Here is a 15,032-nt window from a genome sequence, read left to right as displayed (position 1 = left end):
AAACTTAGATAAAAAAAAATCACGATTTCAATAACGCTGATAAATCAATGGTCATCCTGCACCTGCCTTCATTTTTTTCCAGCGGAGGGCATTTTAGTGGGTGTATTTCCCCATTTTCCCTGATAATAGATGACCTCATTCAGATGGATGTCTTTGGCGTTCCTGATGATGATGGCCTGTGGTTGCACGCTTGATTTCAACATTTTTATATCCTTCAAACGGGCACCTTCAACATCTTCCAGGAATATGGCTGGCCTGTCATCTTTCTGCTCGAAATTGAAACTGCTGTTTTCCAGCGTCAGGTCCTTTGCATGCCGGGTCCAAAGGCCATAGGCCGGGATCGTCTTCAGGTTGGAAACATTGTATTGTCCAACGCCCAGTTCCGGCGGGGTCTGCTCCGAATCTGAAAGCGGATTGCCTCCTTTATCAAGAAAGTGAACATCTTTAAATACCACATTTTTTATATGCCCGGTATGCAAACCATTGGGCAAGCGAAAGTCGAGTCCTCCCTCAACAGCGGCAGAAGAGGGGAGTTGGTAACCGGCAATAATGGACGTTGATCTTTTTTGTGTGCCGTCATAGGCTTTCCAGCGATTTCCATTATATGAACTGCCATTGTAAACTTCACAAATGTCAATTCCCTGAATAATGATGTTTTCTACCCGTCCTATGTTTACATTTTTTACCAATAATTCTTCTCTTCTTTTTCCGTTTTCCAGGAAGGCATATTTTCCCACATCGGCACCCAGAATTCTTCCCCGGTTAGAGATAGAAATAAAGAAAGGAGCAGTAGTCCGGAACATCTTTGAACGGGAATGGATCTTTCCGGTATGGCCGCAATTGAGGTGAATATCCCTGATCAGTGCCCCATCATTGGTTGATATAGAGAATCCTGCTTTATTTGCGCCAAGAATATAGATATTATCTATACATATGTTTGTGATGTCATCCGCAGTTTCGGAACCAATCTGAAAGAGGTTGCAATTGGTATCCCCAATGATGTTTCTCACCCTGTAATTCTTCGCTGGTCTGGTAAAGCCGAGGGAACAATCAGAACCGGGCTTTACAATATCATCAGAACTTACCTTTGAGTAAATGTTGGTCACCTTTACCTCGTTACATCCCATAAAATCGTATATGTCCCGGGCATTAGAAACCTGATTCTTTCCAAAATAGGTGTCATGAACATTGATGGAGTCCGTTCCTGTGGCCAATAAGACAAAATGGCCTGCCCGTTCAATTTTGAGCATATTTTCGGAATCAAAGCGTTTAGTCCCATTTTTTGCCAGATAATAGGGCTCGTCTTTATCGGGGTCGTACCAAAGATCGTCTGAAGTATGGAGGCCGCCAATTTCCAGATTGCTGCAAAGTTTAAACGTAAACATCTTATCTCCGCGTTGCTCAGGGGGGTTGTTCATCACTTTATCGCTTGTTGCGAGGTTTCCATCTCCTGTGATCAAGCCCCGGCCTATGATTTTTACATTGTCCAGCCGCTCTCCGAAAAACATCGAATTCCTAAAATAATGATGGCCTACATCCTGTTTGGTCAGGTAGTTTTCCGGATCTTCATATGGACCAGGATCAGTAGGTGAAAGGCCGGATCTGTACTTTTTATCACTGAACCAGGTAGCTTCGGGGGCATCTGTCCCTTTGATTGCCTTGATGACGGCATCTTTAGCTACATACAAGTATACATTACTTTTCAAATGTACTGTCCTCACCCGATAGGTCCCCGGACTAAACAAAAGTGTTCCACCACCATTTTTGCTCAGCGAATCTATGGCCAGGTTGATGAGTTCAGTGTGGTCTTCCTGTTCATTACTCTTAATTCCAAATTCCTTAACATCGATTTTTCCAGTATAAAACTTAACCTCATTTGAAAAGTTCCGGGTGCTGCCATCAGTAACTTGTAGCTTAAAACGATATTGTTGATTTGGGATTAATCCTGAGATAACAGCGGTGGTGCTTTTTAAGCTTAGTCTTGCCGGAATAATTTTCCAGATTTTCCCTTCGTCTGTTGACTGAAGGACCTGTATTTTGCTGGCTTTAACAGGGCCACTCCATTTGAAATTCAGTTGAGTGTAGGTTTCGGGACCTTCTTTGTAATGTAAATCTCTGTATGGAAGTCTTTGGAAATCTGAAATATGAGCAACTGCAGAAAGAACTGCGACTTCAGTTCCTGTTCCGGGGCTTTGCAATGATTGGGGTTTGAAACTGCGGTATTGTGCTTTAAAAACATAGGTGCCGGTTTTAGCCAGGTTTACATTGCTAATGGTGATTTTAAGGTCGCTGCCATTGGCAGGTCGTAAATCCAGATGACTGAAAACCAATGTCTGGCCAGCAGATGGGCTCCCCCCAATTGTAACATTTCCTACTTTGGAATAAGAATAGTTTGTTCCTGTTCTTCCGATAGATTGGCTACCGAGATCCTTTAGTCTTCGCGCTCCGCGGCCAATTACATCAACGGTTGTATTTTCCATTGTTACCTCGATGCCTGCCGGAAGTTGAATGTTTATTGCTGCATCGGGACTCCGTTGTCCGGCAGTAAAGTACAGGGTTAGCTGCTGCGGACTATTGATGGTGATGTTTTGTCTGGACAGTGAGAGTTTCCCGGAAATTGCCATCTGTTTTACTGAAATATAATATGTCTTTTCGGATTTTCTATCTTCTGAAAATACAAAAAGACGATCTCCTTCAGCCAACTCTCCTGTCTCCTTTTCTAAACCGGAGCCATTGGTTACTTTATATTTTTGCAGGGAGTGATCTGCAGATCTGATTTGCCTGAACAGTCCTTTTACCCCGATGTTGGTGGAAACCAATCCCTGGTCTGTCGGGGTGTCCACGGTAAAAGAGTAGGTGCTGCCAGTGATTACAGTAATGGTGTCTTTATGAATTCCTGCAATATGGCTTGCATGATCAGCGACCAGTATGGCTGTTCCTGATGCCTTTTGGTTGGTAATCTGGGCATTTATGGGATTCAGCATCCGGCTGAAGAAAAATATAAGCAGAAGGAAGGACTTCTTCATTTTTATGAGGTTAAGAACAAACGTTAAAAATCGTCAATAAGTAATAAACTTTCCTGCCTAAGTACTCAGCAATACTGGCAATTGCTCTCTTTATCAGGGGAGTTAAAAATTAAATGAAAATAAATTCTATTAAATTAGTAGACTTTATTATATTTGCTCTCAGTAAGCTTAGAGAATAGAATTCTCAGCCCGCCCGGGCTGATGCTTAAAAAAAATTAGATGTTTGGTTAGATCTAAGTTTTGTTTGGTTAAAAGCCAGGTTGGATGACCTGGCTTTTTCATTTTCTATGCAGATTAAAGCCTGGGTGTTGTGGAATAAAATCTTAAATTACGACACACAAATAAATGAACTTGAAAATGACCAAACAACCATCAAAAAACAACATTTTTCCGATCCATGAAGACTGGGCAGTAGTTATCCTCGGACTCCTCGTCATCTTAATTTCTATTTTATTTTTCCAGGTTCCTGTTCCTGCTTTTAAATGGGATAATTCTGCTACCTTATTCGATAAAGTGCTGCATTTTGATAACCTTAAGGCTGTATTCCTGCAGTTCTTATTTATCCTTTCCATAGGAGCGGCAGGGACTTTGATCATGGGGAAATCGGTCAAAAACTTTGTCCTGGGTTTTCCCGTAGTTTACGTGCTTACCATTATTGCGTTGGTGATTGCAGGCAGTTCTACGATGCGTTCTTTCAACCTGGAGGCTGTAATTTTTAGCCTGATCATTGGTTTGGCTATTGGTAACTTCTTTAAATTGCCCGATTGGTTCCGTACAGCACTTTCTACTGAACTTTTCGTGAAGATCGGATTGGTGTTACTGGGAACGACAGTGATCTTTGCAGACATTCTGAAAGCAGGTTCTCTTGGTTTGATCCAGGCATTGGTAGTGGTGCTTTCGGTTTGGTATTTCGCTTTCTGGTTATGTAAAAAACTTAAAGTGGATGATGAGCTGACTATGATGATCTCCAGTGCAGTATCTATATGCGGGGTGTCCGCAGCGATTGCCACTTCCGGAGCGATTAAAGGGGACTCGAAAAAATTATCTTATGTCATCTCTATGGTGTTGATTACTGCAATTCCTATGATGCTCTTTATGCCCTATATTGCCAATTACTTCTCTTTCCCGCAGGCCGTAACCGGAGCCTGGCTTGGTGGAAGTATCGATACCAGCGGAGCGGTGGTGGCATCCGGCTCTATGGTAGGTGAGGAAGCCCTGAAGATCAGTACCATCGTTAAATTTTCACAGAACGTATTGCTGGGAATTGCTGCTTTTGCCATTAGTATTTATTGGTCATACACCAACCATAAGGACGAAAGCGGGGAACGGGTTAAGCCAACTATAGGTGTGATCTGGGAACGCTTTCCTAAATTTGTACTGGGCTTTATCGGGGCCTCTCTGCTGTTTTCTTTCTTCCTTTCGAAGGGGACGGTGACTGAGGTGAAAGACAGCCTGAAAAACTTACAGGGAGCCTGGTTTGCATTGGCATTTACCAGCATCGGACTGGAAACGAATTTTAAGGATCTCTTTAAGAACAACAGCAAAAAACCGCTTTATGCATTCTTAATTGCACAGCTTTTTAATGTGATCATCACCTTGATTGTAGCTTTCTTTTTATTCGGTTAATGTCATTCTTTTCCCGGAAAAGCGGATAATGGCAGGTTCCTTGCTGTTCTAATTACTTAATCAATAATTGTGATCCTGAAAAATGAGTAATACCTCCAAAAAGAGTTTATTTAAAGCGATTAAAGGAAAGATCATCATCGCGGTGTTATTGGCCTGTTTTGCACTGGTCATGGCCTGGGGGGTGAGTAAAGTAGCCTTTAATGAGATGCTGAATACTGTTGAAAACATCTCTGCTCCAAGTGAACGTCTGAGGATGGTGAATCTCATTTCACTTAAGATCAGTAGATTGGATCAGATGCAAAAGCGGCAGGCCTCCAATGATCCGAAAAACTATGGGAAGCTTTTCAAAGAATCCAGACAATTGAGAATGGTGCTGGATTCTTTGTCTATGTTGTACCATAAGGATACCGTGCAGCTTCACCGCATTGCAAGTATCCAAAAGCTTTTAAGTGAACGGGACAACCAGTTTGTGAACTATTTAAAGGTAAGGGAAGGATTGGTGAACAATAAGTCTTTTTCCACGCAGGTGCAAAACCTGAGCGATCTTGTGAATAAAAGTGGGAATGACAGTACCATCCTTGCTTCTCAGCAACAGACTTCAACCACTACCATTTACTCTACCGAGGATAAGAACAGAGGATTTTTCGGGAGGCTGTTTGGAAAGAAAAAAGAGAATACAGAAGACAACAAATCTTATAAAATCATCAACGAACAAAACGTAAAGGTGGACACCATTGCGCTTTCAAATGAGGAGAAAATCTCAAAAAGCCTGGAAGAATCCCTTCGGACTATTGAAAGAGAGCAAAGGATGAAAAGTGCAAGATTCCTCAATAAGGAGGCTGAACTGGCAAATGCAAATAACAGGCTGATCAACCAGATGCTGGATATCCTTAGGAAAGTGGAGTCTGAAGTCGTTACCCAGATTGAGCTCAATGGTATTCAGGCTAAACATGTGGTCAATACAGGAATCAATACCATCAGTATCATCATGCTGGTGTTTTTTCTGTTGATGTTGTTATTGCTATATTTCATCCTGACAGACATCACGCGAAGCAACCGGTATAAAAATGAACTGGAACTTGCCAGAGATGAGGCCGAATACCATGGACAGGCGAAACAGAGGTTTCTGTCCAATATGAGCCATGAAATACGAACCCCACTGCAATCTATTATCGGATATGCGGAAGTGATCCGTCAGCAGGAGCATCCCAAGGCCAAAGACATTGATGCGATTTATCATTCTTCTGAACATTTGCTGCAGATCGTAAATGAAGTGCTGGATTATAACCGGATTATTTCAGGCAAATTTACCTTCGCAGAGCAGCCTTTCGATATCATGAAGCTGCTCGATGAGGTCGTGTCGGTGATGCGGCCACAGGCAGAGCGGAAATCTCTGGGACTCTTTACAGAGGTAGCCCTTCATGATACCAGATACATTACCGGAGATGCTTTTCGCTTAAAACAGATCTTATATAATTTGTTGGGAAACGCCATTAAATTCACCAATCAGGGAGAAGTATTGCTGTCTGTGTTTTATAAAAGACAGGCAGAAAATCTCCATTTTACTTTTATGGTGAAGGATACCGGCATTGGCCTTTCTGAAGCTGCAACCGGGGTGATTTTTAATGAATTTGAACAAGTAAATGCGCCGGATCATGAAGTATTAAACCAGGCCGGGACGGGATTGGGATTAACCATCATCAAATCCTTAGTGGAGCATCAGGGAGGCCGGATTTATGTGAAAAGCAAAGAAGGAGAAGGAAGTGTTTTTACAGTATATCTTACTTTTAAAGTTGCTGAAGAGCCTAAAGAAGAGATTTTGCTGAGCGCAAAGGAAAAAGTATCCTGGAAACCCTTTAAAGTATGGGTGGTCGATGATGATCCGCTCATTCTGGATCTTTGCGGAATTATTTTTCAAAGGAATGGGATTGAGTATAAAAGTTTCAACTCGCCGTTGGAATTGTTGAATGAGGAGCCTGTTGATCATTTGAAATATATTCTGGTGGACATGCGGATGCCTGAGATGAACGGAATCACACTTTGTAAGCTCCTGAGGGAAAGAATGGGGGCGGAGGTAAAGATCTTTGCCATTACGGCACAAGTGCTGCCAGATGAACGGGAATTCCTTTTGAACAATGGTTTTGATGGTTTGGTGATGAAACCATTTAGGGAGAATGAGTTATTGGGGGTGTTTTCAGACGAAATTAGCTTTTCGGTCGCCACAGAAGTGCATATTGAAAAGGAAGACGGGAGAGGTGTGGAAGCCGAAAAAGCTGGTGATGAAATAGAACTGGATCTCGGACCACTCCGGAAGATGACTTTCGACGACGAAGATCAGTTGAAAAAGATACTGGCCAGGTTTACACTGGATTCTGAAAATGATGTGCTGGAAATCCAGGATGCCTTAAAAGAAGAAGATTCAGGAACACTTCGTCTGGTTACGCACCGTCTTGCGGGTAGAATTGCTCAGATTGGTGCAGGAAAACTCGCTGCTGCTTTCCGGGAAATGGAAATCACCTTATCTGAACAAAAGGTTCCTGATGAAAGCACCCGGAACCTCATAGCTGAACTATCAGCGAAATTAGAAATACTCATTAATCAGATCAAAAAAATCTGATTCTTATTCTATTTCATAACGTTCCATTTTACTGTACAGGGTCTTACGATCTATATTCAATAATTTGGCTGCCTTTGACTTGTTGTATTTAACTTTTACAAGGGTTTCTATAATCAGCATCTTCTCATTCACCTCGTTGATGGCCTTCAGGTCAGAGCCATTAGGCTTTGGAATCTGGTTAATAGAAATGATCATTTCTTCAGGTAAAGAATCTACTTCTGCCGTTTCAGTAGGGGTCAGTAAGACCATTCTTTTGATCACGTTCTTAAGCTCACGTAAATTACCTGGCCAATCGTACTGTAATAAAAGATCTTTTGCCTGTTGAGACAGGTTTTGCACATTCCGTTGTAACTCTGTATTGGAGAGTTTGATGAAGTGATTGATGAACAGTTCTATGTCTTTGCCTCTATCTCTTAAAGCAGGAAGCTGGATCTTAAATTCGTTTAAGCGATGGTAAAGATCTTCTCGGAAGGAGCCATTGGCAACACTGGATTTGAGGTCGTCATTGGTTGCGGTAATGATCCTTACGTCAACTTTTACTGTTTTTGTACTCCCCAGGGGTTGGATCACACGCTCTTGTAAGGCCCGTAGCATTTTTACCTGGACTTCGTAGCTGAGGTTACCCACTTCATCCAAAAATAAAGTGCCACCATTGGCTGCTTCAAACTGGCCTTTTTTATCGTTCAGGGCACCTGTAAAAGCGCCTTTTGCATGTCCGAATAATTCGCTTGCCGCCAAGTCTTTAGAAAGTGCGCCGCAGTCAATTGCGACAAAAGGTTTGTCCTTACGTTTGCTTTGCATATGTAGGGCCCTTGCCGCATATTCTTTTCCGGTTCCACTTTCCCCCTGAATGATCACCGACATATCTGTTGGTGCAACCAGGTTGATGTGCTCATAAAGTTTATCTGCAATGCTGCTTTTTCCTTTGATGGCATCAGCATGTTCTATAGAGTTGCCGGAACTGACCGTTTCTTTTTTACCCAGAGAGTTGTTGATGATCATCAGCAATTCATCAGGGTTTACGGGCTTGGTAATATAATCGAATGCGCCTAACTGGATTGATTTTACTGCAGTTCTTACATCATTGAAGCTGGTCATGATAATGACTGGCTGGGTTAAACCCTTCCCACGAACGTGGGATAAGACATCAAGACCTGTTCCGTCGGGTAAACGATAATCAACCAATAAAAGGTCAAAACTTTGCTGTTCTATTAGTTTTAGACTTTTTTTTACATCATTTACCGGAGTTGGTTCATGACCATGTTTGGTCAAAAATCCTTCCAATAACTGCGAAAAAGTGAGGTCGTCTTCAATAATCAGTATTTTTGCCATAGGGATTTCGCTTGTAATATATAGCAAAAATACAAAAGCCGGAGGACATCCGGCTTTTGTGAAGTATATTTAATTGATATTTATTGTGGGCTTACTCAATAACTGCACCTTCTTTAGATAATTTCAAAGAAGCAGTTTCTTCTCCTTTTTTAGCATCAACCTGATAGTATTCTGATTTATCTGCTTTAGTTACAAGGAAAGCAGCAGTTGGAGTCCACTCTTTATATTTATCAGATGCCAGTGTAGTTTTAACTGCATCAGGAAGATCTTTCAATTCAACCGGTGCTTTTGTCACACTGTCTTGTTTTACAGTTATTGCAACCGGACTTTTAACGTCACTTGCTTTTACTTGTGTTAACCCTGCGAATGCTAATAATGCTGCTGATAAGATGATCTTTTTCATAATGATATATTTTAAAAGTTTATGATTCTCATTTCAATGATGATCAGATAGGTTACATAATGATGCCAAAAGCACTGAAATCCTTTAAACTGCTTGTAATCAATGGTTTTTGGTGTTTCATCAGAAAAGACCTGTTGAATTATTCCACACTTTGTTGCTAAAAGAAACAGCGGAAGCTGGAAGAGCACAGACCTTGTCCGGGTTTAGAATCACGAGGATATCCGAAACATGCACGAACAATAGGAGTTCTGTTTCCCTACTTTATGTGGCGATCTTACGTTATGAGAAAGTAATGTATTTTTTCTTAACTTTGTATTTATGCTATCTAAGAAGACTAAATATGCAATAAAGGCGCTTGTTGCGCTCGGAAAAAATACTGGAAATCCTCCTATGCAAATCGTAAGGTTGGCAGAACAGGAAATGATCCCCAGAAAATTCTTAGAGCAGATCCTGTTGGACATGCGTAATGCAGGTTACCTATACAGTAAAAAAGGTGCTGGTGGCGGTTACAGTCTGAACAAAGAACCGGGTGATATTTACCTGGCAGATATTCTACGCATCACTGACGGACCTATTGCGATGGTTCCTTGCGCCAGTCTTAAATTCTACCGTAAATGCGATGAATGTCATGATGAAGTGACCTGTGGTATTAGAAAAACTTTTATCGACGTTAGGGATGCTACGCTAAAAGTGTTGGCTCAAACCTCTATTGCAGACGTTATTGCCCGCGAAACTGACGAAAGTATCGTCCAATAAAAGGTAAAATATACCTCCGCTAATATTTAATTTCAAATAAAGTCTACTACTTCTATAGTCTTTTTATATATTTGTATCCCGAAGACAAATATGTGATACCTATAAACGTAAGGCTATGATTTTAAATAAAATAGAAAGTGGTGTAAAAGAACCTAAAATTACATTGGTAGGAGCCGGTCCCGGTGATCCTGAACTCATTAGCCTGAAAGGTGTTAAAGCAATCGCAGCTGCGGATGTGGTTTTGTATGATGCACAGGTAAATGAAGCCTTGCTCAATCATGCCCCTGAAAAAGCAATTAAAATATTTGTTGGGAGCAAATCTGATGATGAATCATTTTCGCAGGATGCAGTAAACAAGTTGATGATAGACTACGCTTTGAACTTTGGTCATGTGGTCAGGTTAAAAAGTGGTGATCCCTTTGTTTTTGCCCGTGGTTTTGAAGAGGTTGATTATGCAGAATCCTACAGTATTCAAACGGAAATTATTCCGGGTATTTCGAGTGCTTTAGGCGTTCCCGGATTACATAAAATTCCAATGACCTATAATCACCTGAGTGATAGCTTTTGGGTGCTTAGTGGAACCAATGCTGCGGGAGAGCTTTCTCCTGATTTGCAGGTAGCCGCAAAATCAAAAGCAACGGTTGTCATTTTAATGGGAATTGAGAAAATCAGAGAGATTACCGCGATCTTCCAGGCAGAAGGTAAAAACAGACTACCTGTAGCAGTGATCGAGAACGGATCTTCTGTAAACGAACATATAAAAATAGGGGTGGTAGACACCATCGCTGAATTAATCGAAGACCATAAGATTTCAGCTCCGGCATTGTTGGTGTTTGGAGATGTGGTTTCCCTGCATCCTTCATTTGCCAGGATCAAGGATTTTTATGAGCTCTTGTCCCTGCAATAGGAAATTACCTTATTTTGTTGAAAAAGCCAGATATTAGTATCTGGCTTTTTACGTTTATGGGGTAATAGTTTGGTGATTGTCGCATATCTGTTATAAACACCATAACCTATTTATTAATTAACTTTGTTAAAATATCAATTTATGAATAAAATAAATGCAAATTTTTGCTACCGTGGGATTTTAGGATTGTCCTTATTGGCAACTATCCCATTCCTGTCGATGGCACAAAAGCCAAACTGGCAGAACCTGGACCTTAAAACAGATTCTGCTTTTGGTATCAGTACGGAAAGAGCGTATAACGAATTGTTAAAAGGAAAAAAATCCAAGCCTGTGATTGTTGCTGTTCTGGATGGGGGAGTAGATACCAACCATGAAGACCTGAAAACGATCATTTGGGTCAATAAAAAAGAAAAAGCAGGAAATGGAAAAGATGATGATAAAAATGGATACATCGATGATATCCATGGCTGGAATTTCTTAGGTTCAGCAAAAGGTTCTGTAAACCAGGAAACACTCGAGTTGACCCGTCTTGTACGCAGAGACAATGCTAAGTTTGGTAACGCGGATGCGACTTCCGTAAAAGCAAACGACCTGACTGCTTTTGAAACGTATCAGAAAAATAAAGCAGAGCTGGAGAAAGAACTGGCTGAAGCCAAAGACGGATATCAGCGCTTATCTGCAATTAAAACTGCAATTGATGATGTCGTAAAGAAAATAGGAAAAGAAAATCCCACGGCTGCGGATTTCGAAAGCTTTGTTCCTACCAATGATATGGAAAAGAATATTCAGAGAATCATGGTTCAGCAGTTGAAAAATGCGACCTATAAAGAATTCTATGAAGGACAAATTGCAGCGGGCTATGATTATTTCAAAACAAAGGTTGATTATAACCTGAACCTTGATTTCGATCCGAGAAGTATGGTAGGTGATGATCCTAACAATACAAAAGAACGTTTTTATGGCAATAATGATGTTGCAGGTCCTGACGCACGTCATGGTTCCCATGTTTCAGGTATCATTGCTGCAGTAAGAACGAACAACCTGGGCATTAAAGGTGTTGCTGATAATGTAGAGATTCTGGCTGTCCGCAATACACCCAATGGTGATGAACGTGATAAGGATGTGGCCAATGCCATTCGTTATGCAACAGACAATGGTGCTAAAGTGATCAATATGAGTTTCGGTAAGTCTTACTCATGGGATAAAAAAATCGTAGATGAAGCTGTTAAATATGCAGTTTCTAAAGATGTTTTGCTGATTCATGCCGCTGGTAATGACAACAATGACCTCGAAGTAGAGAAAAATTTCCCGAGTCCTCAGTATGAGGACGGTGGTGTGGCGAGCTCATGGATTACAGTAGGTGCTTCCGGCTGGTTAAATGACGAGTCAATTAAAGCGAGTTTCTCTAATTATGGTAAAACTACTGTAGATGTTTTTGCACCAGGCGTGAGAATCAATTCTACTGTTCCGGGTTCTAAATATGAAAATTTAGACGGAACAAGTATGGCTGCACCGGTTGTTGCAGGTTTGGCTGGTTTGATCCGTTCTTATTACCCTAAGCTGACCGCAGTGGATGTAAAGGATATTATCCTTAAATCTGTAGTGAAAGTAGATCAGGTAGTGAAGGTACAACAGGGAGAAACTACTAAGGATATTCCGTTTGCTGATCTTTGTGTAACTGGAGGTATTGTAAATGCTTACAACGCTTTAAAACTTGCGGCTGAATACAAAAAGTAGCAGGTTCATTCCGCAAAAAAAGAAAAGCCATTAATCAAATTAATGGCTTTTCTTTTTTTAACTGACGGTGACCAGTAATTTATGTGGTATTTTTCTTTCCTCCATAAAACATAAACGTTCATATTTATATTCGTTTACTTTTACAGGATCTTTCAGGTCTTTGAAGATGGAAATAATGACATCATACATCATGATACAATTCAGGTTCAATTCATTTCTTTTGAAAATCTGAATGCATTCATTTGAATATTCATAGGCAAGTACATATTCCCCTCGTGTCCGAAGTTGGTTGGCCTGCATCATCCTTAAAATGGCTTCAGAATATTCCGTTAATTTAAACCTTGTTTTGTTGTTATGGATCTCTATCAATATATGCTCTATCTGATCTGTTTTCTTTCCTGGATTTACCTTTGAACTTGATAAGGCAAAGACATTCATCATAAAGATGGTAAAGGCCGTTCTTTTGGAGAATACACGTGGGTGCAGTCTGGAAATTGTCCTGATGATTTTGATGGTTCCTTCATCACTGCCATAGAATGTATTGAGGATAAGGAACAATACATAAGCAATTCCTTGTTTAGTATCGAGTGCCGCTTTTGTCTCTAAGAAAGGGTAATTGAAATTTTCCAGATCCTGAATCATAGGGTGTGGTTCAATAGCCCTGTTGCTCAGCTTCAGGTAAATCAGCCAGGTCATTTCGTAAGGATTTACCGGCCATCCTTTTGTATCCAGCGAACTTAATTTGTTTAGTCTCAAAGCTACCCGGTCCTGGTCCATACTCATGATGTCAAAGATGGCGAGTATCGACTGATAAATTAACCTGTTTTCATCGGTGTCGGCAACATCGGCAAGCACAGTAACTGCTTCTTTATAACAAGAATCAACGAAATCAAAATTGATCAGTTGTTTGATCAGGATATCATGAAGTTTGTGCTCGGCTAAGAGCTTGGTGGTATCCGGACTATAGCGGGCACGGAACCGCAGGTTTTCTGCAATAAAAAGAATGAGGTAATTGCGTTCAAAATAGTTTAATTGCAGGTCGAAAATATGAGAAAGGGACCTGAAATCCCCAATCCTGATGATAAAGCGGATCGTCCACTGTAAAAGGTGGAAACGGACATTGTTGCTTTCATAGGAACTCTGGATAAACTGAAAGAAAGTCCAGTCTACCTGCAAATGAAATTTCTCCAGTAATTCAATAAACAGGAAGTACTCAAATATATGGGGATAGATAAAACGGACGTATTCCCTTGGCTGGTAATCATCCTGACTTTTTTCTTCCATCAGAATACCTTCCGACAAGAGTTCCATGTAAGCATTTTTAAATGCCGACAGCTCACTGATCAAAAGATCCTTTGGAACAGCATCTACTTTTTTGCCATAATCTGTAAGCTGAATCACTTTTTTTAGAAAAAGGATTTTCTCTGTGTAATAATTTGACCTGTAAATCTTCTCCTGAATAAATCTGGATATCAGTTCGTGAAAGGTGATACTCGTTGAATAATTAAAATACGGGTCTTCTTCTTTCAGCTGATAATACAATTGTATATATAAGGGAAACTTTAGCTGTGACTTAAGTTTAGGGTTTAATTCGTATACGTCTGAATGGTTGATTTTAGAAATAATCTGATCAACTTCTTTGCCCGTCAGGGGAGGGACGTTGGATACTTCATTTTGATTGAAGTAGTTTCCGGTAAACCATTTGGATTTTAAAAAAGCTGAATGTCTGATGCAATCATAAAATCTCATCCAGGTGGTGGAGCGCATACTCATCACCAGTTTGATGCAATCTATGTTTTCAATGGAACAAATGAAACTGATAATGCTCTCAAATAATTGTTTCTTTAAATCTTTCTTAATGATGAGTTCCGAAAAACCATCCAGGACAATGACGAATTTTTTACCAGTCTGACTATAGTTTTCCCGGATGTGATCCAGCAAACTCTCTTTATGATAAATCCCCAGTTGTATTTTTAGCTGGTCTTCGAAGTTGAGTGTAATGTGGTCCGCGTTGAAAAAACTATTTGCGGTGATGAACATTACAGTGGAGTCTTTGTGTGTCGAAAATTCGCTATTGAAGAATTTTTCTACCAAATGGCTAAGGAGAATTGTCCTCCCGTATCCTGGTTGAGAGATAAAACAGGTATAAGTGTAATTGCTTTTGAAGAAGTCATCAAAGTCGTGTTCTGCAAATTTTCTGCTGATGGTCATCTCATAAGGAATGCCAGAGCGGTTTTTAATCCCTTTTAAGGTAAAGTCTGTGATCTTTCTGGCATTGTGCCTGATATCTGTCCAGTTGGTGGCGCTTTCCTGTGCATTCAAATGAACGGGTGCAGACCAGTTTCCAATTTGCTCTTTATTAACGTATTCGGATAAAGTCGTTAGGGTGAACTTTGAAAAGTTATGTTTGACCACTGCAAATCCAAACAACCTTTTAATGGTTGTCTCACTCACATTCTTGTTTAACGTTTTACTGATTTCAATGGAGATCCTCTTACAATCAGCAGGAGTGATAGTTCGAATTCCTGTTTTTAATAGGATTAGACTCTTTACTTCATTTAAGGTAGATATATCGTCCATATACAGTACGAGTGAGCATTAATTTCTTCAACTAAACGAATATAATGC

The 15,032-nt window shown here is 40.5% G+C and carries 9 protein-coding genes; 5 read left to right on the top strand and 4 right to left on the bottom strand.

From position 1 onward, the window contains the following. Positions 1–68: 68 nt before the first annotated feature. Entirely contained in the window at positions 69–3,026 is a 2,958-nt protein-coding gene (locus BUC20_RS31500; RefSeq protein WP_073238157.1) for a glycosyl hydrolase family 28-related protein, read from the bottom strand. A gap of 357 nt (positions 3,027–3,383) precedes the next feature. On the opposite strand from BUC20_RS31500, the gene BUC20_RS31495 reads away from it, so the two are divergent. Together BUC20_RS31495 and BUC20_RS31490 are read left to right on the top strand one after the other, a co-directional pair. Beyond that, positions 3,384–4,652: a YeiH family protein gene (locus BUC20_RS31495; RefSeq protein WP_073238439.1), complete on the top strand. Its 1,269-nt coding sequence runs from the start codon at positions 3,384–3,386 to the stop codon at positions 4,650–4,652. A gap of 82 nt (positions 4,653–4,734) precedes the next feature. Continuing rightward, on the top strand, positions 4,735–7,269 hold the full coding sequence (locus BUC20_RS31490; RefSeq protein ID WP_073238154.1) for an ATP-binding protein: 2,535 nt from the start codon (positions 4,735–4,737) through the stop codon (positions 7,267–7,269). A gap of 3 nt (positions 7,270–7,272) precedes the next feature. Here the strand turns inward: BUC20_RS31490 and BUC20_RS31485 are convergent, their stop codons facing one another. Together BUC20_RS31485 and BUC20_RS31480 are read right to left on the bottom strand one after the other, a co-directional pair. Further along, the gene (locus BUC20_RS31485) at positions 7,273–8,601 is read right to left on the bottom strand and encodes a sigma-54-dependent transcriptional regulator (RefSeq protein WP_073238151.1); all 1,329 of its coding nucleotides are present in this window, start codon (positions 8,599–8,601) and stop codon (positions 7,273–7,275) included. Between the two features lie 91 nt (positions 8,602–8,692). Next, positions 8,693–9,004 carry a hypothetical protein gene (locus BUC20_RS31480; RefSeq protein WP_073238148.1) on the bottom strand — a complete coding sequence of 104 codons (312 nt, stop codon included), beginning with the start codon at positions 9,002–9,004 and terminating at the stop codon, positions 8,693–8,695. 318 nt (positions 9,005–9,322) lie between these two features. On the opposite strand from BUC20_RS31480, the gene BUC20_RS31475 reads away from it, so the two are divergent. From BUC20_RS31475 to BUC20_RS31465, 3 genes are all read left to right on the top strand, one after another. Continuing rightward, the gene (locus BUC20_RS31475) at positions 9,323–9,760 is read left to right on the top strand and encodes an RrF2 family transcriptional regulator (protein WP_073238145.1); all 438 of its coding nucleotides are present in this window, start codon (positions 9,323–9,325) and stop codon (positions 9,758–9,760) included. Between the two features lie 115 nt (positions 9,761–9,875). Further along, positions 9,876–10,667, top strand: a complete 792-nt coding sequence (gene cobA, locus BUC20_RS31470) for a uroporphyrinogen-III C-methyltransferase (RefSeq protein WP_073238142.1) — start codon at positions 9,876–9,878, stop codon at positions 10,665–10,667. A 141-nt stretch (positions 10,668–10,808) separates the two neighbouring features. After that, positions 10,809–12,404, top strand: coding sequence for a S8 family peptidase (locus tag BUC20_RS31465; RefSeq protein ID WP_073238139.1), 1,596 nt, complete (start codon positions 10,809–10,811; stop codon positions 12,402–12,404). Positions 12,405–12,461: 57 nt separating this feature from the next. On the opposite strand, the gene BUC20_RS31460 is transcribed toward BUC20_RS31465, so the two are convergent. Next, the gene (locus BUC20_RS31460) at positions 12,462–14,858 is read right to left on the bottom strand and encodes an NACHT domain-containing protein (RefSeq protein ID WP_234994633.1); all 2,397 of its coding nucleotides are present in this window, start codon (positions 14,856–14,858) and stop codon (positions 12,462–12,464) included. Between the last annotated feature and the right edge of the window lie 174 nt (positions 14,859–15,032).

The organism is Pedobacter caeni, from assembly GCF_900129215.1.
Classification (GTDB): Bacteria; Bacteroidota; Bacteroidia; order Sphingobacteriales; family Sphingobacteriaceae; genus Pedobacter; species Pedobacter caeni.
This window is presented reverse-complemented; position numbering and strand designations above follow the sequence as displayed.

Coding starts and splice junctions, on each gene's coding strand:
- BUC20_RS31500 (WP_073238157.1), bottom strand. CDS start 3,026: ATGAAGAAGTCCTTCCTTCTGCTTATATTTTTCTTCAGCCGGATGCTG.
- BUC20_RS31495 (WP_073238439.1), top strand. CDS start 3,384: ATGACCAAACAACCATCAAAAAACAACATTTTTCCGATCCATGAAGAC.
- BUC20_RS31490 (WP_073238154.1), top strand. CDS start 4,735: ATGAGTAATACCTCCAAAAAGAGTTTATTTAAAGCGATTAAAGGAAAG.
- BUC20_RS31485 (WP_073238151.1), bottom strand. CDS start 8,601: ATGGCAAAAATACTGATTATTGAAGACGACCTCACTTTTTCGCAGTTA.
- BUC20_RS31480 (WP_073238148.1), bottom strand. CDS start 9,004: ATGAAAAAGATCATCTTATCAGCAGCATTATTAGCATTCGCAGGGTTA.
- BUC20_RS31475 (WP_073238145.1), top strand. CDS start 9,323: ATGCTATCTAAGAAGACTAAATATGCAATAAAGGCGCTTGTTGCGCTC.
- cobA (WP_073238142.1), top strand. CDS start 9,876: ATGATTTTAAATAAAATAGAAAGTGGTGTAAAAGAACCTAAAATTACA.
- BUC20_RS31465 (WP_073238139.1), top strand. CDS start 10,809: ATGAATAAAATAAATGCAAATTTTTGCTACCGTGGGATTTTAGGATTG.